The organism is Rhodococcus sp. IEGM 1366, assembly GCF_033142425.1.
GTDB lineage: Bacteria > Actinomycetota > Actinomycetes > Mycobacteriales > Mycobacteriaceae > Rhodococcus_F > Rhodococcus_F globerula.
On sequence record NZ_JAWLRZ010000001.1, the window covers coordinates 1,054,450 to 1,070,844 of the forward strand.

The 16,395-nt window shown below is 60.9% G+C and carries 17 protein-coding genes, 1 tRNA gene and 1 other RNA gene; 12 read left to right on the forward strand and 7 right to left on the reverse strand.

Annotated elements, in window-relative coordinates; all coding sequences use genetic code 11:
* Positions 1-19: 19 nt before the first annotated feature.
* The 4 genes from gluQRS to R4P64_RS05085 all read right to left on the reverse strand — a co-directional run bounded on the left by gluQRS (position 20) and on the right by R4P64_RS05085 (position 3,023).
* Complete coding sequence (gluQRS, locus tag R4P64_RS05070) at positions 20-943, reverse strand: tRNA glutamyl-Q(34) synthetase GluQRS (protein ID WP_317542190.1); 924 nt, start codon at positions 941-943, stop codon at positions 20-22.
* A 1-nt stretch (position 944) separates the two neighbouring features.
* The gene (locus R4P64_RS05075; protein WP_045066468.1) at positions 945-1,550 is read right to left on the reverse strand and encodes a TetR/AcrR family transcriptional regulator; all 606 of its coding nucleotides are present in this window, start codon (positions 1,548-1,550) and stop codon (positions 945-947) included.
* A 52-nt stretch (positions 1,551-1,602) separates the two neighbouring features.
* Positions 1,603-2,163 (reverse strand): TIGR03086 family metal-binding protein, encoded by a 561-nt coding sequence (locus R4P64_RS05080; protein WP_317819575.1) that lies wholly within the window; start codon positions 2,161-2,163, stop codon positions 1,603-1,605.
* Positions 2,164-2,348: 185 nt separating this feature from the next.
* Entirely contained in the window at positions 2,349-3,023 is a 675-nt protein-coding gene (locus tag R4P64_RS05085) for a response regulator transcription factor (protein WP_033235055.1), read from the reverse strand.
* 188 nt (positions 3,024-3,211) lie between these two features.
* Between R4P64_RS05085 and R4P64_RS05090 the strand changes: the two genes are divergently transcribed.
* From R4P64_RS05090 to R4P64_RS05105, 4 genes are read left to right on the forward strand one after another with little or no spacing between them, the layout of a single operon-like run.
* Positions 3,212-3,520 (forward strand): hypothetical protein, encoded by a 309-nt coding sequence (locus R4P64_RS05090; protein ID WP_317819576.1) that lies wholly within the window; start codon positions 3,212-3,214, stop codon positions 3,518-3,520.
* Positions 3,521-5,269, forward strand: a complete 1,749-nt coding sequence (locus R4P64_RS05095) for an alpha/beta hydrolase (protein WP_317819577.1) — start codon at positions 3,521-3,523, stop codon at positions 5,267-5,269.
* Complete coding sequence (locus R4P64_RS05100; RefSeq protein ID WP_317819578.1) at positions 5,266-5,835, forward strand: hypothetical protein; 570 nt, start codon at positions 5,266-5,268, stop codon at positions 5,833-5,835. The genes R4P64_RS05095 and R4P64_RS05100 overlap by 4 nt, the downstream gene beginning before the upstream one ends.
* Entirely contained in the window at positions 5,832-6,245 is a 414-nt protein-coding gene (locus R4P64_RS05105) for a YbaB/EbfC family nucleoid-associated protein (protein WP_317819579.1), read from the forward strand. The genes R4P64_RS05100 and R4P64_RS05105 overlap by 4 nt, the downstream gene beginning before the upstream one ends.
* A 72-nt stretch (positions 6,246-6,317) precedes the next feature.
* On the opposite strand, the gene R4P64_RS05110 is transcribed toward R4P64_RS05105, so the two are convergent.
* Positions 6,318-6,405, reverse strand: a tRNA-Ser gene (locus R4P64_RS05110).
* Between the two features lie 135 nt (positions 6,406-6,540).
* Here R4P64_RS05110 and ffs point away from each other — a divergent pair.
* From ffs to R4P64_RS05130, 4 genes are all read left to right on the forward strand, one after another.
* An RNA gene (ffs, locus tag R4P64_RS05115) (signal recognition particle sRNA small type) lies at positions 6,541-6,640 on the forward strand.
* A 43-nt stretch (positions 6,641-6,683) separates the two neighbouring features.
* Positions 6,684-7,976 (forward strand): aminotransferase class I/II-fold pyridoxal phosphate-dependent enzyme, encoded by a 1,293-nt coding sequence (locus R4P64_RS05120; protein ID WP_033235042.1) that lies wholly within the window; start codon positions 6,684-6,686, stop codon positions 7,974-7,976.
* Between the two features lie 140 nt (positions 7,977-8,116).
* Positions 8,117-9,418 carry a glycosyltransferase 87 family protein gene (locus R4P64_RS05125; RefSeq protein ID WP_095888100.1) on the forward strand — a complete coding sequence of 434 codons (1,302 nt, stop codon included), beginning with the start codon at positions 8,117-8,119 and terminating at the stop codon, positions 9,416-9,418.
* An 18-nt stretch (positions 9,419-9,436) separates the two neighbouring features.
* Complete coding sequence (locus tag R4P64_RS05130; RefSeq protein WP_317819583.1) at positions 9,437-10,012, forward strand: HhH-GPD-type base excision DNA repair protein; 576 nt, start codon at positions 9,437-9,439, stop codon at positions 10,010-10,012.
* On the opposite strand, the gene R4P64_RS05135 is transcribed toward R4P64_RS05130, so the two are convergent.
* Positions 10,013-10,921, reverse strand: a complete 909-nt coding sequence (locus tag R4P64_RS05135) for a LysR family transcriptional regulator (protein WP_095887695.1) — start codon at positions 10,919-10,921, stop codon at positions 10,013-10,015.
* A gap of 101 nt (positions 10,922-11,022) precedes the next feature.
* Between R4P64_RS05135 and R4P64_RS05140 the strand changes: the two genes are divergently transcribed.
* Positions 11,023-12,075, forward strand: coding sequence for a YeiH family protein (locus R4P64_RS05140; protein WP_317819584.1), 1,053 nt, complete (start codon positions 11,023-11,025; stop codon positions 12,073-12,075).
* 6 nt (positions 12,076-12,081) lie between these two features.
* On the opposite strand, the gene R4P64_RS05145 is transcribed toward R4P64_RS05140, so the two are convergent.
* On the reverse strand, positions 12,082-13,110 hold the full coding sequence (locus R4P64_RS05145; protein WP_317819585.1) for an AraC family transcriptional regulator: 1,029 nt from the start codon (positions 13,108-13,110) through the stop codon (positions 12,082-12,084).
* Positions 13,111-13,309: 199 nt separating this feature from the next.
* Between R4P64_RS05145 and R4P64_RS05150 the strand changes: the two genes are divergently transcribed.
* The 3 genes from R4P64_RS05150 to R4P64_RS05160 are packed head-to-tail and all read left to right on the forward strand — an operon-like array spanning position 13,310 to position 16,299.
* Entirely contained in the window at positions 13,310-14,284 is a 975-nt protein-coding gene (locus R4P64_RS05150) for a quinone oxidoreductase family protein (protein WP_045066867.1), read from the forward strand.
* A 26-nt stretch (positions 14,285-14,310) separates the two neighbouring features.
* Positions 14,311-15,201 (forward strand): TauD/TfdA dioxygenase family protein, encoded by an 891-nt coding sequence (locus tag R4P64_RS05155; protein WP_045066482.1) that lies wholly within the window; start codon positions 14,311-14,313, stop codon positions 15,199-15,201.
* 45 nt (positions 15,202-15,246) lie between these two features.
* Positions 15,247-16,299: a 3-keto-5-aminohexanoate cleavage protein gene (locus R4P64_RS05160; RefSeq protein ID WP_317819586.1), complete on the forward strand. Its 1,053-nt coding sequence runs from the start codon at positions 15,247-15,249 to the stop codon at positions 16,297-16,299.
* The last annotated feature ends 96 nt before the right edge of the window (positions 16,300-16,395 follow it).

The window sequence follows — 16,395 nt, forward strand, 5'->3', positions numbered from 1 at the left end:
GCCAATGATTAACTATTGTCTAAGATCCCTTGACGGGATCCAGGGGATCGACGGATGTGAAGATCCAGGGGTCGCCCGGAACCTTCTGTGGATCGAAGCGATCAGCCAATTCCGTCGGCGAAACTACTTCACCAGGTTCGGCCAATCCGATGCTCGACGCAATCAGAGTCAGAACTTCGGCTGGGGTGCGGCCGAGGTCGCGTTGATCGGAGAGCGTGACCGCCCCGTCCCGTTTGGCCAGACGCTTGCCTTCGGAATTGAGTGCGAGGGGGACATGGGCGTAGATCGGCGGTGTAATGGCCAGGAGTGTTGCCAGGTAGGCCTGGCGCGGTGCTGATGTCAGGAGGTCGTCGCCGCGGACAACCTGATCGACGTTCTGGGCGCCGTCGTCGACCACAACTGCCAAATTGTATGCGGGAACCCCGTCTCCGCGGAGTAGCACCACATCGTCGACCATTCCGGATATGTTGCCGTGCAACATATCTCGCACGGTGAATGACGTCGTCTCGGCACGCAGGCGCAGTGCGGGTTTACGGCCGGAGGCCAGCTTGTCGGCTTGCTCGGAAGGAGTGAGATTCCGGCACGTTCCGGGGTAGGCGCCGTCCGGGGCGTGTGGCGCGGAGGGTGCCTGCTGAATTTCCTTGCGGGTGCAGAAGCACGGGTACGTCAGCCCGCGATCGGTCAGTGACGTGATCGCGTCCGCGTACCGCGGCAGTCGGTCGGACTGTTTGACGACGTCGCCGTCCCAGTCGAGGCCCAGCGCTCGCAGGTCACTCAGTTGACGTTCCATGGCGCCTGGCCGCACACGATCCAGATCTTCGACGCGAATGAGAAAGTCGCGACCGGTGGTCCGGGCAAACAGCCAGGCAAGGAGGGCAGTGCGAAGGTTTCCCAGATGTAGATCGCCGGATGGGCTCGGTGCAAATCGTCCTGATCCCGGCACGTCAGCCCCTGGATACAAGAGCGTCGGGAATTTCCATGTCGTGGAGGGTGAGCTTTATCTGACTCTCCAGGGCGTATTCGAGATAGTGCGGCGGATACATGCCGGGATTGCCTATCGCGTCGAGTGCGAGTCCGTCGACGGTTGCGAGGAGCAGCGCTGCGCGGGTTTCAGCTTCAGGCAATCTGATTCCGATCAGAACTGCGCAGATGCCGGTGCGAATAGTGAACAGCATCGTCCGCCGAATTTCCGCCAACGATTCGCTGGTGACAGCCCGGATGGCAAATGCGGCAAGGACGTGTGCTTCGCGCGTGCGCTGCTCGTCGAGGGGAAGCAGTTGTGACAAAGCCTGGAACAGCACAACGTGCGGGTCGGTTCCGGCTGGGGATTGGGTGAGACGGCTCAGCATTCGCTCTGCCAGAGTGCGCAGAGCAAATGTGAGCATCTCGTCCTTGGTCGAGAAGTGGTGCTGCACGGCGCCGATCGAGACGTCGGCGCGCTTTGCCACCTCGCGCACACTCGCATTCTCGAGTCCTGATTCGGCGGCAACATCGAAAAGCGCCGTGGCCAGCAAGTCCGGGTTGGTGGCTGATTTCCGACGTTCAGGCATGCGACGGACATTACCCGCGTATCGAATCAATCCGCACGTCAGGGGTGGTTTTTCAGACGGCCCTGCCGAGATATGCGAGGAGTTTGGTTGCCTTGTCGCCATCATCGGCAACCGGGATCTCGGGGCCGCACACCCCTGCCATACGAATGGAATCACCGAGGCCGGCAGCAATCTGTGACACCCAATCGACGTCCTTTTCCGGAATCGAGGTGTCGGTGCCCGTAGCGGCTGCAAGGTCCCAGCCGTGAATGACCAGATCGAAGCACAGAAAACCGTCGACGGTGGCTCCCAGGTTGGTGCGGCCGAAATGTCCGTCGTATTCGAGGGTCGATTTTTCCGGATCGTCGAGAATCGCCTGCATCGAATCGCGCACTGCTGCCCAGGCGGCGGACGGGTTGTCGTCGACGGACGGTCCCGGCGCCAATTCGAGGCCGACGACCTTGACCATGTCGCGTTCGCTGTCGATCACGTGCCGGACCACATCGCGAGCCGTCCACCCTTCGCACGGAGAGTTGTTGTCCCACCGGTCCTCAGGTACTGCGTCGATCCGCTGGGTGAAGCCGGCGGCCAGGTCACGGTAGCGATCTGCGGGGGAGATATCGGCTGTAGTCATGCCACTGATTCTTCAGGATGGGGTCGGGGCGGCGATTGATTATTCGGACATCTTCCGAGAACGTGACCACTGTCCCCGGGGCCGTGCCAGTCGGGAGCTTCACTACGCAGTAGTTCTCGCAGATACCAGCTCATTTCACGAACCTAGCCAGAGTTACCGACACCGTGGTTTTCCGATGATTCTTGTCAGTCGATCGGACCGAACCTGTATCCGAATCCGCGCACGGTCTTGATGTACTTGGGATTGGCCGGGTCGGATTCGATTTTCGACCGCAAGCTCTGAATATTGGCGTCGACGGCGCGAGTCTTGGTTGAATTCGTTTCACCCCACACCTTTGCGAGGAGCTGAGTTCGGGAGTAGACGTGGCCGGGGTGCATCGACATTTCGAGGAGCAGGCGCAATTCGGTTCGAGTGAGGTCGAGGCGTCGACGGCGGATAGTGGCGGTCATGGATCGGCGGTCGATCGTCAACTCGCCGTGGCGCTCTCGCTTGTCCGTCTGTGGGGTGGGCGTACTGCGGAGGAGGCTCGTTATCCGAGAATCGAGGCTGCGAGCGTCGAGTGGGTTGATGGCGAAATCCGACGCGACTTGTGGTGGTGCATCGTCGATGTCTTCGGGGGACTCGACGATCATGATGATCGGAATCTCGCTGCGGAGACGGATTTGGCGGGCGACCTCGAAGCCGTCGATGTCCGGGAGTGAAAGATCGAGAACGGCAACGTCGAAGCTGTCGGTGCCGAGTGCGTCGAGGCTGTTTCGTCCGGACGCGAACAGATGAACGGTGTGGCCGACGCGCTCGAGTTCGACGCCGAAGGTCTCCGCTAGCGCAGGCTGATCCGTCGCCGCGAGAATCACGCTCATGTAGTGCCGCCCTGTTGCTGCTCGTCTCGGTAACCCGTCAATACCGACTTCGGCCAGTGTCGCAGATCACTATCGGCCCGGCCACTTCGGGCACGAGGAGCGGGAACTGGCAGACAAGAACGACCAGGGTTCAGGCGATGCGCTGCTACGCTGCTTTTCGCACGTCGATACGTAGCCGGGGGGCTCAGATGGGGAACGAAGTACTGCAAGCAGACGCCGAGTCGCTACGGGCGTTGGCCGACGCGGTGAGAAACCAAGGCGCCGTGATTGCCGGCATCGACGTATCCGGAATTCTCGCTGACGCGGCAGCGGCAATGCCCGAGTCGGCTAGCGGCCCGGCCGCAGCGCGGGCCGGTCACCCGATTACCACCGGATACCGCGCTACCTCGGAGATGTTGACGTCGATGGCTGACGCTGCCCAATCCAGTGCGAGCAGCTACGACGCTGTCGAGGTCGCATTCCGGAACCGGCTGGCCACCTACCAAGCGACCGTGTAGATGGCGACGATCTCGCAGGTTCGCGCCTGGGATCCGACTGGTTTAGCCGCCGCTGCAACGGCATTGGAGCAGAAGAACCGGGACTTCATGCACGCTGTGGAATCAGCCCATCGCGCGGTCGACTTCGCGCTCGATCAGTGGAAAGGCGAAGCCTCGGCTGCAGCGTCGGCGCGAGCCTTGGCTGACAGTATTGCCGCGACACATCTGACCACAGGAGTATTCGCCGAAGCCGACGCGTTGAGTGAAGCTGCTGCCGCGTTGGGGCCGGCGCGGGCGGCGGTGATCGACATTGCGGACAGTGCGATCGCCGAGGGCATGGCTGTCGCCGATGACGGCCGGGTGAGCGCACCTCGGTACGGAAGCGGTAACACTGCACTTGACATCTTGGGGCAGGCTGCGTTCGACGAGAAGGCGCACAGCTTCGAGGCGAGACTGGTTCCGGCCTTGCACACGGCGGGAAGCCTCGACGAGGGTGCTGCCGCGGCCTTGTCGAAGGCAGCAGGAGACCTCGCTGATCTCGCACAGTCCCCAAGCGCCCAGCAGACGATGAGCGCGGGGGTGGCCGCGATCCTCGACGGCAACGCGTTCCCCCCGGTCGGTGCGAGGGAGTTCAACGAATCCTGGGAATCGCTGTCCCCCAACGACAAAGATGCTCTCGCGGCGTTTGATCCGGGAATCGGGAACAGGGACGGGATGCCAGTCACAGATCGCGATCATTTCAACCGGATCAACCTCGGCAACCTGCAGTCGTCGACGTCGACCGAACTCGCCGACCTCGACGGCAAGCACCCCGATTGGGCCAAGGGTCGCAACATTCCGTCGGATGCGGGCAGCGTGGACGAGGCGGACCAGCAGGCGCGCCGCGACTACGAGCGGTGGCAGCAGCAACGCGCGGACCTGCAGCAGCGTCTCGACGGTTACGGCGTCCTCGCCGACCAGATCGACCCCACTCTCGCCGAGGAGGGTGATTCGGAGAAGTATCTGCTCGGTGTCGACGACAAAGGTCGGGCCATCGTGGCACTGAATAATCCCGACACCGCGACGAACGTCGCAACGTTCGTACCTGGCACCGGCAGCCACCTGGGAACCATCGGCGGCGACATCGACCGCTCCCAAATGATGTTGGACTCGACGGAATACCAGCGACGGTTCGCGGGGCTCGAGGGATCGACCTCCGTGGTGACCTGGTACGGATACGATGCGCCGCAAACGATCCCGCAAGCAGGGCTCGACGGGTATGCCGATGGTGGGGCCGGATCGCTGGACCGGTTCCAAGACGGTCTCCGTGCATCCCACGACGGCACGCCTTCGCACAACACGGTTATCGGACACAGTTACGGATCGACCGTGATCGGCGCTGCGGCCTCGGGCGGACGATCGATCGACGCGAACGATCTGTTTTTCGTGGGTAGCCCCGGAGTGGGGATGGACCGGGTCGAGGGACTCTCCCTCGAGGGCATCGATCCCGGACATGTCGGCGGCCACGTATACGCCACCGCCGCGGCCAATGATCCGGTTCCGATGATTGGGGACGTGTTCGGCAGTCTCTCGCATGGCGCGAATCCCGCGAACGATCTTCCATTGATCGGATTCGGTGCCACCGTTGTCGAATCCGCACCCGGGACCGGGATCGACGCCGGTCTGCTGGGTGAGCTCCCCAGCCCGGCCGCGCACAGTGAGTACTGGAAAAACAACAATCCGGCTCTTGCCGGTATGGGCCACGTGATCGCCGGACTAGGAGCGCCATGACCAACGCAACTCGACGCCGTAAAGCATTCGGCTCGAGCAGTATCGCGGTGGTAGTGCTGCTGTCGGCGTGTACGACGACGGAGAACGGAAAAGTGATGGAAGCCGACATGAATCTGACCCGCCCGCAGGCCCAGGCCAAGGTGATCGAGTATCTGACCGAAACGATCGCGGCACTGCCGCCGGGTGCCTACCTGACGCGGTATTCCGAGCTGAACAAAAAAGTCACCCTCAGCCCGGGTGGCACCGTCCCGTGCAACGACAGCAATCTGTCGAAGGACACATCCGTGGACTACGGCGTGACGTATTTCCTCGAGTCTTCTGACGCTGCGAGCATTCCACGTTTCGGCGATACGATCCGCAATCTGTGGACTGAGCGGGGCTGGAAGTTTCGAACGTACGACTCCGCCGGGGACACGACGAGCACCGAAACCATTTTGCCGGATGGATATCGGATGGTCTTCGACGAGCATCCACGCGGAGCGGGCCTGAGCGGGTCGTCGCCGTGTTTCCCTCGACCCGAAGCGTCGGATCATCCGAACGCGCCCGTGCAGATCGATCAGCCATGACCGGGCCCGCATCCTCGTTTCCGGAGTTGACTGTCCTTGCCCGCCAAGTCGACATCGAGGTCGGGAAAGTTCGCGCCCGCGCAGATGCCGGAGGTGGTGCCGTCAGCGTCGAGGTCGACGCGTTCGGTGCGATTACCGACCTGCAACTGACTGAAAGTTGCCTCCGGGCCGGCGCCGCTGCACTCTCCGCCGCGATCACAGCGTCCCACCGAACCGCCTGCGCGGCAGCAGCGGCGGCCGCGCAGGAACTACGCGCGCCTCTCCTTCGCGACTCTCGCGTCGCCAGGGCAATGGAGGCGTTCAATCAGGAACCGGCCGTACCCGAGACTCATCTGCTGCGACGAGCTGGCCGGGCACCGGTCGACGACGACTCGCCCTTCGGCGGCGGTTCGTTCATGCGACGTGCCTGAAACCCGGCAAAAAACGCTGGCAAAAAAGAACCCCCTGTGAACCGCTTCTCAGCAGTTCACAGGGGGTTCCTTTGGCGGAGGATAGGGGATTTGAACCCCTGAGGGCGTTAACCCAACCCGCGTTCCAGGCGAGCGCCATAGGCCACTAGGCGAATCCTCCGTGGAGAAGCATACCCAAGAGAACGACTGAAGCGTTAAACGGGTATCTGACCTGCGGTTATGTGGCGGCAATTCGGCTGCCGGCCGAAACGCGGCGGGTGGTGTCCCAAGGTTCCGGAAGGCCGTCTACACTGTTCATTGGATCCCGCGCGGCGCGCATCCTGTGAACTCCCCCAGGGCCGGAAGGCAGCAAGGGTCAACGGGCTCTGCCGGGTGCGCGGGGTCCTCTATTTTTTTCACATATCCCGACCCCGCCTCGTCGGTGAAAGGCCGCTCCGGATGCCTATCCAAACCCAGATCGGGTTGATGAGCCATGAAGAACTCACCTCCGAGCATGAGAGTCAGAGCGCGAAGTACTCGCAGCTACAGGCCCAGAAGCTCGTCCTCGATCTGACTCGCGGTAAGCCTTCGCCTGAGCAACTCGACCTTTCCGCAGCGTTGCTTGCGCTGCCGGGCGACGGTGATTTCCGTGACGGCAGTGGCACCGACTGCCGCAACTACGGTGGCTTGACGGGGCTGCCGGAACTGCGTGCGATCTTCGGTGAACTGCTGGGCATTCCTGTTGCCAACCTTCTTGCCGGCAACAACGCGAGCCTCGAGATCATGCACGACAACGTGGTGTTCTCACTTCTTCACGGCACTCCTGATTCGGCGCAGCCGTGGGCGCGCGAAGAGAAGATCAAGTTCCTCTGCCCGGCTCCGGGTTACGACCGCCACTTTGCGATCACCGAGTCGTTGGGCATCGAGATGATCGCGATCCCGATGAACCACGACGGTCCTGACGTCGCGAAGATCGCGGAACTGGTTGCCGCGGATCCGCAGATCAAGGGGATGTGGGTTGTTCCGGTGTACGCCAACCCGACCGGTGCGGTGTATTCGAAAGAAATCGTCTCCGAGCTGGCGTCGATGCCGGCCGCAGCGCCTGATTTCCGTTTGTACTGGGACAACGCGTACGCGGTTCACCCACTGTTCGGTGAGATCGCACCGTCGTACGACGTTCTGACGATGGCTGCAGAAGCCGGACATCCCAACCGTCCGCTGGTGTTCGCGTCGACGTCCAAGATCACCTTTGCCGGTGCCGGCGTCAGTTTCTTCGGTGCCTCTGCCGAGAACCTTGCGTGGTACCAGAAGTACCTCGGTAAGAAGAGTATCGGCCCGGACAAGATCAACCAGCTCCGCCACTTGCGATTCTTCGGTGATGCGGATGGCGTTCGCGCACACATGGAGAAGCATCGCGAATTGCTCGCGCCCAAGTTCGAGTTGGTTCTGAAGATCCTCGAGGATCGGTTGGGTGCGTCGAAGGTCGCGTCGTGGACCGAGCCGAAGGGCGGCTACTTCATCAGCCTCGACGTTGTCGACGGCACGGCAAAGCGCGTCATCGAACTCGCGAAGAATGCCGGTATTGCGCTCACTGCGGCCGGTTCTGCCTTCCCGTACAGCACGGATCCGGATGATCGGAACATTCGTCTGGCCCCGAGTTTCCCTTCACTCGGGGATCTCGAGGTAGCCATGGACGGTGTCGCGACGTGTGTCCTGTTGGCGGCAACAGAATCGCGTCTCACCGAAAGCTGAGTCGCCTGTGACGGCGCGCCCAAGTCGTGAGCGTCGGTCATCTCTTGTAGCGTTCGGTGCACCAGTTCCTGACATTGGCGCATATCCGGAGGTTGTACGTGGCGGGTGCAGTCAATGCTTCGGAAAGTGCTGTGGTGGAGATGAGTTCAGGGGCATCTGAATTACGACAGGCGACTCCGCAGCGAATAATGCGGGTCGGTGTGATCGGCTTTGTCGTTCTCGTGGTGCTTGCTGTTGCTTCAGTCCTGATGGTTCTGTTCGGTGTTCCGATGGATGTGATCTATTGGGGCATTTTCCACAATTTCCTCGATCTTGACGTCTACCGCCACGGCGGCAGTTTTGTGGTGCAGGGACTGCCGTTGTACGACGGTCCGGTTCTGCAGGGAATGATGTTCACGTACACCCCGTTCGCGGGGATCCTGTTCACGGTGTGGGCGGTGCTCACGTTTCAACAGGCGATCGTCGTGTGGACGGTTCTCAACGTTCTCGCGCTTTTTGCGGTGGTCGTGCTGTGCTGGAAATATCTCGGCTACCGCCTCGGCGTTAAGACGTATGCGGTGAGCGCGTTGGCCACGGTCATTTTCCTGTTCATGGAACCGGTACGCACGACGCTGTGGCTCGGGCAGATCAACATTTTCCTGCTGCTGTTGATCGTGTGGGATTTGGGCCGGGACGAAAAAAGTCGCCTTCGGGGTATCGGCGCCGGGATCGCGGCGGGGGTCAAACTGACTCCGGCGTTCTTCTGGGCGTACCTGTTCATCACGAAGCAGTGGCGCGCCTTGGTGACTGCGGTGATCACGTTCGCCGCGACGGTGGCTTTGGGTTTCATCGTGATGTACAACGACGCGTTGACCTACTGGACCGGCACGCTCTTCGACAGCGATCGGGTGGGACGTACCGACTCACCGAGTAATCAGTCGGTGTCGGGTTTGATCGCTCAGTTGACGCATACGCCGACGCCGTCGAAGGTGCTCGTTCTCGGGTGCAGCGTGGTGGCCGTGTGTCTCGGGCTGGGAGCTGCGTGGATGGCTCACCGCAGGGGGCAGAAGTTGCTCGGGCTGACCATGACCGGGCTCACCGCCACAACCGTGTCCCCCTTCTCGTGGGGTCACCACTGGGTGTGGTTTGTTCCGCTGGTGATCCTGGCTTCTCACTACGCGATGGCGTCGAAGAAGATCTGGGCTTGGGTCGTGCCGATCGTGTTCCTCCTACCCGTCCTGAACTGGTCGCACACGTGGCCGATACCCGCGGCGGATATGCAGGGTACCGACCGCTTTATCGGCATGGGAATGTTTATGTTGCCCTCGCCCGACTACCTGCGAATCGCCATGGTGGCTGTCTATCTGTGGGTGTTTGTCGTGGCCGCTGCCATGACGCTGATCGTGTTCGGTTGGAAGAAATGGACAGTGCCGAATCTGGAAGCTGCAGACACACCGGCCTGACATGGCAGGATCGGATGTATGGCACTTCATCTGAATCTCGTCGGTGACCCCGAAGCGGATGCTCTCCTCTCCGAGGACCCGTTGGCCTTGTTGCTCGGAATGTTGCTCGACCAGCAGGTTCCGATGGAGACGGCATTTCTGGGGCCGAAGAAGCTCGCGGATCGCATGGACGGTCTCGACGTCCGTCGCATCGCGGAGATGGACACGGACGCGTTCATCGAGATTTGCGCGCAGACGCCGGCAGTCCATCGTTTCCCGAAGTCGATGGGCGAACGCATCCAATCCGTGTGCCAGTTCATCGTCGAAAAGTACGACGGTGACACCGCTGCGATCTGGACGTCGGGTGATCCGAACGGCAAGGAAGTGCTCAAACGACTCAAGGCGCTGCCCGGCTACGGCGATCAGAAGGCCCGAATCTTCTTGGCACTGCTGGGTAAACAAATCGGCGTCCAGCCTGACGGTTGGCGCGAAGCAGCCGGGGATTACGGACTCGACGGGTCACGGCGGTCCATAGCCGACGTGGTCGACGAGCAGACGCTCCTCGAGGTCCGCGAGTTCAAGAAAGCCGCCAAGGCTGTAGCAAAGGCAAAATAGTCAGCCGAACTGCGTACTACTCGCCCGCACCAGCTTCACCAAGTCGCCTGCCGGCCCTTCGAGCTGCCGCGGCGGCCGCCATACGGCTCGCAAGGTGCGGGCGAGGTCGAGGCCGTCCACCTGGACAACCCGAAGGTCACCCGATTTCACCTGCTCACTGACTGCAAGAGTGCTCAGCACTGCCGGTCCGACACCGCCGAGGACGCTGGTGCGGATGGCGGCCGAGCTACCGAGCTCGAGCAGGGGCGTCGCGCGCTCGTACTCCGAAAGCGCAACATCGAGAGTGGTCCGAGTGCCGGATCCTGGCTCGCGGACCAGCAACGGCGTCATGGCCAGTTCGCCGATGGTGAGAGGTTTACGCCGACGCGCCCATGCGTGATCGGGATCGACAACGACTACGAGTGAATCGCGGGCGACGGTGATGCTGTGTAGGTGCCTGGGCACAGTCGGGGATTCGACAAATCCGAGATCGCACATTCCCACGTCGATCGCTTCGATGACACGCGTCGAGTTGTAGACCTGCAGATGCACTGTGACGTCGGGGTGTAACCCACGAAAAGTGCCCAGCCAAGCCGGAATCAGATGTTCGGCAACAGTCATGCTGGCGCAGACCGTCAACTCCGCCGATCGCTCGGTCCGCATTCCTTCGGCCACGTCGAGTAGCTGTGTCGAATTGGCCAGGACACGCCGGGCCCAATGGACGATGACGGTGCCTTGCGGAGTTAACGTCGCCCCGGTCGATTTTCGGTGGATCAGGGGCATACCGAGTTGGCGTTCCAGCGCTTTGATCGCACGGCTGGCGTTGGGTTGCGCGATATGCGCGAGACGGCTTGCAGCGCTGAGGCTTCCGTGATCATCGACGCCGACCAGTAGCTCGAGTGTGGTGAGGTCCGGCCAGCGTCGGGTCATGCATTCAGGCTATACCCAATTACCCGGACATATCGTACTGATATGCCGTGATAGCAGAAATCGAGCTACCGCACCAATGATTTCTGACGGACTCTGGACGAGTGAACAGCGATGTGAAGTCCGTAGTCGACAAACCGGCCGTTGCCTCGCCGGCGCCTGTGCGGCGGTGGGCGAGTATCACTGCGCTCGTGCCCGGAGTGGCCCTGTGCGCCGTCGGTGCGGCAATCGCGCTGGGGGTCGGGCGGCTCTTTTCCGCTGTCAGTCCGCTGCTGATTGCCATCGTCGCCGGCGCGATCGTGGCGAATACTGTCACCCTGCCTGCGAAATTCCAGTCGGGACTGACTTTTTCGTCTAAACGACTGCTGCGAATCGGAATCGCATTGCTCGGTCTGCAGTTGATGTTCAGCGACATCGTCGGGCTCGGCTTGGGTGTGATCGCTGTCGTCGTGGCGATCGTTGTTCTTGGCATCGCCGGAACAATGTATGCCGGAAAGCTTTTGGGTCTGTCGTGGACACAGCGAATTCTGATTGCGTGCGGCTTCTCGATCTGCGGCGCCGCGGCTGTGGCCGCCGCGGATGGCGTGGTGAATGCAAAAGAAGAAGAGTTACTTACTGCGGTAGCGCTGGTGGTGATCTTCGGAACGTTGATGATTCCGACAATTCCGTTGTTGGCGAGGAGTTTCGGACTCGATGACGTCGGCGCGGGCATGTGGGCCGGTGGGTCGATTCACGAGGTTGCGCAGGTTGTTGCCGCCGGCAGTGCTCTCGGTGCCACCGCATTGGGTGTTGCCACCATCGTAAAACTCGCGCGTGTACTGATGCTGGCGCCCGTCATGGCGTTCCTGAGTATCCGTCAACGTGCGATGTCCGACAATTCGAATCTCCAGGTGAAGCGGCCACCGCTGGTGCCCCTGTTCACGTTGGCCTTCATCGCATTCATGGGGCTGCGCTCAACGGGGATTCTCCCGGAAGAGGTTCTCGGCGTGGCGAAGACGGTGCAAACCGCATTGTTGGCGGCTGCGATGTTTGCCCTCGGGCTCGGTGTGCGACTGAGTGTGATCCGCGGCGTCGGAGTGCGCCCATTCGTTTTGGCTGCATTGTCGACGGTCTGGGTGGCCCTGATCGCCTTGGTCGGTGTTGTGCTGGTCAGCTGATCGTTCTCACCCTTGGCGCTGGGCTTTCCATTCGCTGGGGCTCATCGAAAACTGCGTGCGAAACCACCGCGAGAAACTGCCTTGAGTAGAAAATCCGAGGTGCACGGCAACGTCGGTCAACGAATAGCGTGGGTTCGACACCAAGCGTTGCGCGAGGCTACTGCGTACCGAATTGAGAACAGCCGTGAAGGTATCACCCGATTCTGCTAGATGGCGGTGCAGGGTTCGCCGATCGAAGCCGAGGCTCCGAGCCACATGTTCGACGGAGCATCGTCCGGTGGGGAGCAGAACTTCGATCAATTCCCTTGTACGGCTGAGGGTATCGGAGGAATCCGCGGCGGGAAGCGAGTCGAGGAATGCTCGTGCATATGGGCGAAGTAACTCATCGGCCAGTTCGTTGCGGGCGTCTAGATCGCTCGCATAGAACACGATTCCGGTGAACTCGTGATCGAAGTCCACCGCGTTGCCGAGAATTCGTCGATGTGTACTGGTGTCTTGCGGAGCGCTGTGTGCGAATCCGACGCTCACCGGATGCCAGGCAGGCCCGAGAAAGCTCCGCAGGATCTGCACGGTCGCGCCGACGGCGAGTTCGACGGTCTGCCTGGTGTCGACCGAGTCTGCGGTTGGCCTCGAATTGGCAGGATCGCCGACTTCCAGGCCGATGCGCAGGGTGGCCAATCCGCTGACTTCGGTGAGACGGATGCGCAGTGCCTCGTTGTAGGTGTGCTCGTACCGGATCAGGACGTCCAGTGCGCTCCTGACGTCGGGTTCTTCCCTGATGACCAGGCTGAGCGGCCCGAGATTGGACAGCCTGCGGAGTTCGGCGAGGAGGAGGCCGAAATCTTCGCGCCCGGATTCCGTTGCGGACAGTTCGAGGAGCGCGGCAATCGAGGCTGCTGGCACCCACTGATCGGGGTTGGCCAGGCTTGCCGGAGCGAGGCCGACGCTCCTCATCAGGTCGACGGCATCGATGTGGACCGAGCGACACAGGTCGACGTAGCGGTTGAGCGACGCATAGCGGGCGAGTGGCTTCACGAGGTTCCTTAGTTCTTGACTTAATGTCCCGAAATGTTGTGCTGCGTGTCTCGTACAGTTAAGCATGTGAGCCGGATCTCACCTAGTGTTGTTCACATCAGATCGCGACCCCGGAGTCGAAAGTAACTTCTGGAAGTTGTTGCGTACGAACATAGCTCGACCGAGTTTGTCGAGTATGCCCACAGAATTGGAGAGCATCGTGGCACACGCCATTCGATTCCACGAGATCGGTACCCCGTCTGTCATGCGTTGGGAAGAGGTCGAGGTAGGTCAGCCCGGGGCTGGTGAGGTCCGGATTCGCCACGGCGCCGTCGGACTCAACTTCGCCGACACATACTTCAGAAGTGGCCTCTACCCTGCACAATTGCCTGCCGGTATGGGCGTCGAGGGTGCCGGAACTATCGAGGCGGTCGGTGCGGGTGTTGCCGATTTCAGTGTGGGGGATCGGGTGACCTACACCGGCAGTCCGCTCGGGGCGTACAGCACCGAGCGCATCATGCCCGCTGCCGACCTGATCGCGTTGCCCGACGGTATCGATTTCGAGACGGCAGCAGCGATGACCATGCGCGGCCTCACGGCGGCTTACCTTCTGCGCCGCATCTACCCGCTGAAGGCAGGGGATACCGTTCTGCTGCACGCTGCTGCAGGTGGAGTTGGTTTGATCTTCACTCAGTGGGCAAAGCTGCTGGGCATCAAGGTGATCGGGACTGTTTCCACAGACGAGAAGGCAGCTGTTGCCCTGGCGCACGGGTGCGACGAGGTCATCATCTACACCCGCGAGGATGTTGTTGCGCGGGTAAAGGAGATCACCGGTGGTGTCGGTGTGCCGGTTGTCTACGACAGCATCGGGCAGTCCACGTTCGAGGTCTCACTCGACTCCTTGGCACGCCGAGGGCTGATGGTGTGCTTCGGAACCGCGTCAGGGCCGACGCCGCCGATCAACGCAATGCAGTTGGCGGTCAAGGGATCTCTTTTTGTCACTCGACCGGCCTTGGCCGACTACATCGCCGATCCGGCGGAGCGCGCCGAATTGGCCGCCGAGCTCTTCTCACACGTCGAAGAGGGGCGGATCAAGATCGGAATCAATCAGCGGTATGCACTCGAAGATGCGGTGCGTGCGCACCACGATCTGGAATCCGGCCGCAGTATCGGTTCCTCCGTCTTTACCGTCTGACGCCATCCGTCGAAAGGGGAATCGTCATGAATAACACTGCAACGCTGATTGATACGGCCACCAGGTCGATCACCGTCGAGAAGCTGACCTGCTCCATCGGTGCCGAACTGTCCGGAGTGGACCTCGGCGTTGTCGCTCGCGACGACGCTTTGTTCGCCGAAATCAAATCGCTCCTGCTCGAGCACAAGGTTCTGTTCTTCCGTGACCAGGACTTCAGCCGGGCGCAGCACGTAGAACTGGCACAACGCTTCGGCGACCTCGAGGATCATCCCGCGCTGGGTAGCGATCCCGACCATCCCGGGCTGGTCCGCATCTACAAAGACCTCGACAGTCCGCCGGAGCATTTCGAGAATGCTTATCACTGCGACGCGACGTGGCGCGTGAATCCACCGATGGGATGCGTACTCCGCTGTGTGGAGACACCACCCGTCGGAGGTGACACCATCTGGGTGAACATGGCACTGGCATACGACAATCTGCCTGCCGGCATCAAGGACCAGATCAAGGACCTCAAAGCCCGGCACAGTATCGAGTCGAGCTTCGGTGCCAGGATGCCGATCGAACAGCGCCATCAGCTCAAGGAGCGCTTTCCGGACGCCGAACATCCCGTTGTGCGAACGCATCCCGAGACCGGCGAGAAGATTCTTTTTGTCAATTCGTTTGCGACGCACCTCGTCAATTACCACACACCGGAGAACATTCGATACGGCATCGACTTCGCTCCTGGCTCGAGTAACTTGCTCAACTACCTCGCAAGCCAGGCCCAGATTCCCGAGTATCAGGTTCGGTGGCGCTGGACCGAGAACAGCGTCGCAATCTGGGACAACCGTTCAACGCAACACTATGCAGTGCAGGACTATTGGCCTGCAGTTCGAAAGATGGAACGCGCCGGAATAGTCGGCGACGCACCGTTCTGATCGTCCCCCCTTCTTTCTCAGCTCTCATCTGATTGGAGTTTTGTTATGCATTTTCACGATGATGCCCTGTTCCCGGAGGTTCAGGAGAAGCTTGTGATTACGGTTGCGCCGTATGGTCCGGAGTGGGAGCCGGACGATTTTGCGGAGGATCTGCCGTTGACGATGGACGAGCATGTTCAGACTGCGGTGGATTGCTACAACGCGGGTGCGACGGTGTTGCATATTCATGTTCGTGAGCTTGACGGTAAGGGTTCGAAGCGGCTTTCGAAGTTCAACGAGTTGTTGGGTCGTTTGCGTGAGGCTGTGCCGGAGATGATTTTGCAGGTGGGTGGGTCGATTTCGTTTGCGCCGGAAGGTGAAGGTGCGGATGCGAAGTGGCTTTCCGATGATGTGCGGCATATGTTGGCGACGTTGGATCCGGCTCCGGATCAGGTGACGATTGCGATCAATACGTCGCAGATGAACATCATGGAGTTGATGACCCCGGATGATATTGCGGGGACGTCGATGGAGCGTCCGGAGTTGGCGAATACGTATCGGGAGATGACGGTTCCGGCGGGTCCGGAGTGGGTGGCGGAGCATTTGCGTCGGTTGCAGGAGGCGGGTATTCAGCCGCATTTCCAGCTCTCGAGTATTCCGCAGCTCGAGACGGTGGAGCGGTTGATCCGTCGGGGGATCTATACGGGTCCGGTGAATTTGACGTGGGTGGCGATCGGTGGTGGGTTCGACGGTCCGAATCCGTACAACATGATGAATTTCGTTTCGCGGGTTCCTGATGGTGCGTGTCTGACGCTCGAGACGTTGATGCGCAGTGTGTTGCCGGTGAACACGATGGCGATCGCGATGGGGTTGCATGCGCGGTGCGGTAACGAGGACACGATTTGGGGCCGTAAGGGCGAGAAGATGACGTCGGTGCAGCAGATCGAGCAGTTGGTGCGTATTGCGGGTGAGTTGGGCCGTGAGGTGGCGACGGGTAAGGAAGCTCGCGATATTTATCGGATCGGTCAGAGGTATGCCGATACCGATGAGACGTTGGCGAAGTTGGGTTATGCGCCGAATCGTCGGTCGGGTCAGTTGGGTTTCACCCACCACGCCTGACAATAATTCTCAGGGGGCATGAGCTGAGACAGTTCATGCCCCCGAGTCATCCCCAGAATTTGTTGATACAGAATTTCCGAACATTTTGTCCATCAG

What these genes read in the sequence shown, in the direction of transcription:
- R4P64_RS05100 (WP_317819578.1), top strand. Translation starts at nt 5,266, where the DNA reads ATGACCAACGCAACTCGACGCCGTAAAGCATTCGGCTCGAGCAGTATC.
- R4P64_RS05105 (WP_317819579.1), top strand. Translation starts at nt 5,832, where the DNA reads ATGACCGGGCCCGCATCCTCGTTTCCGGAGTTGACTGTCCTTGCCCGC.
- R4P64_RS05080 (WP_317819575.1), bottom strand. Translation starts at nt 2,163, where the DNA reads ATGACTACAGCCGATATCTCCCCCGCAGATCGCTACCGTGACCTGGCC.
- R4P64_RS05075 (WP_045066468.1), bottom strand. Translation starts at nt 1,550, where the DNA reads ATGCCTGAACGTCGGAAATCAGCCACCAACCCGGACTTGCTGGCCACG.
- R4P64_RS05160 (WP_317819586.1), top strand. Translation starts at nt 15,247, where the DNA reads ATGCATTTTCACGATGATGCCCTGTTCCCGGAGGTTCAGGAGAAGCTT.
- R4P64_RS05095 (WP_317819577.1), top strand. Translation starts at nt 3,521, where the DNA reads ATGGCGACGATCTCGCAGGTTCGCGCCTGGGATCCGACTGGTTTAGCC.
- R4P64_RS05120 (WP_033235042.1), top strand. Translation starts at nt 6,684, where the DNA reads ATGCCTATCCAAACCCAGATCGGGTTGATGAGCCATGAAGAACTCACC.
- R4P64_RS05135 (WP_095887695.1), bottom strand. Translation starts at nt 10,921, where the DNA reads ATGACCCGACGCTGGCCGGACCTCACCACACTCGAGCTACTGGTCGGC.
- R4P64_RS05090 (WP_317819576.1), top strand. Translation starts at nt 3,212, where the DNA reads ATGGGGAACGAAGTACTGCAAGCAGACGCCGAGTCGCTACGGGCGTTG.
- R4P64_RS05085 (WP_033235055.1), bottom strand. Translation starts at nt 3,023, where the DNA reads ATGAGCGTGATTCTCGCGGCGACGGATCAGCCTGCGCTAGCGGAGACC.
- R4P64_RS05155 (WP_045066482.1), top strand. Translation starts at nt 14,311, where the DNA reads ATGAATAACACTGCAACGCTGATTGATACGGCCACCAGGTCGATCACC.
- R4P64_RS05125 (WP_095888100.1), top strand. Translation starts at nt 8,117, where the DNA reads ATGAGTTCAGGGGCATCTGAATTACGACAGGCGACTCCGCAGCGAATA.
- R4P64_RS05130 (WP_317819583.1), top strand. Translation starts at nt 9,437, where the DNA reads ATGGCACTTCATCTGAATCTCGTCGGTGACCCCGAAGCGGATGCTCTC.